At 41.6% G+C, this 546-nt stretch carries 1 pseudogene; it reads right to left on the minus strand.

Annotated features, from left to right (window positions below):
* Positions 1-389, minus strand: a pseudogene (locus tag IEX29_RS26460) (DUF4351 domain-containing protein); the annotation flags it as partial.
* Positions 390-546 lie beyond the last annotated feature (157 nt).

The raw sequence follows: 546 nt of genomic DNA on the forward strand, positions 1-546 counted from the left end.
CCTCTCTCAAAATAAGAATTCGGCAGCTGCATCACCATGTCTTTTTCCTCCTCCGGCAGATTTTCCATTTGCTCCATCATTTGTGCCTCCTCTTCTTTGTTTAATTTTAAATAGGTTTCGAAATATCCATACAGGAACTCCATTTTGGCCGGATCGATTTTCATCCGGGTAATCATACGCAGAAATTCAATCTTCACCTGAACCCGTTCATGCTCTTCATACCCCATCTGACTGAGCAACGCCGCTGCGGCCGGGTTGTCTGATTCAATATATTCTCTCCAGTTTTTCTTGGCTAAGTGTAATTGTAAAAAGTTAAATTGAAGTACTTCTTGTGTGGGTGTATCAATTTTGAATTGGGCTGGTTCATCTTTTTTTCTATTATAACTCAAAACAGCGATAGGTTGAATTGGTTTGCGGTGTTTGGCGTAGAGGTAAGAAAAATAAAGAAACATTCTTTCAGGGAAATCCGCTTCATGGGTCGATTGGGCTTCGGTGTGGATATGGAGGATTTTGTCCTGGTGGTTCAGCTTTACTTCTGCGAGAACG

It is taken from the genome of Oceanobacillus neutriphilus (genome assembly GCF_014645515.1).
GTDB lineage: Bacteria > Bacillota > Bacilli > Bacillales > Amphibacillaceae > Oceanobacillus > Oceanobacillus neutriphilus.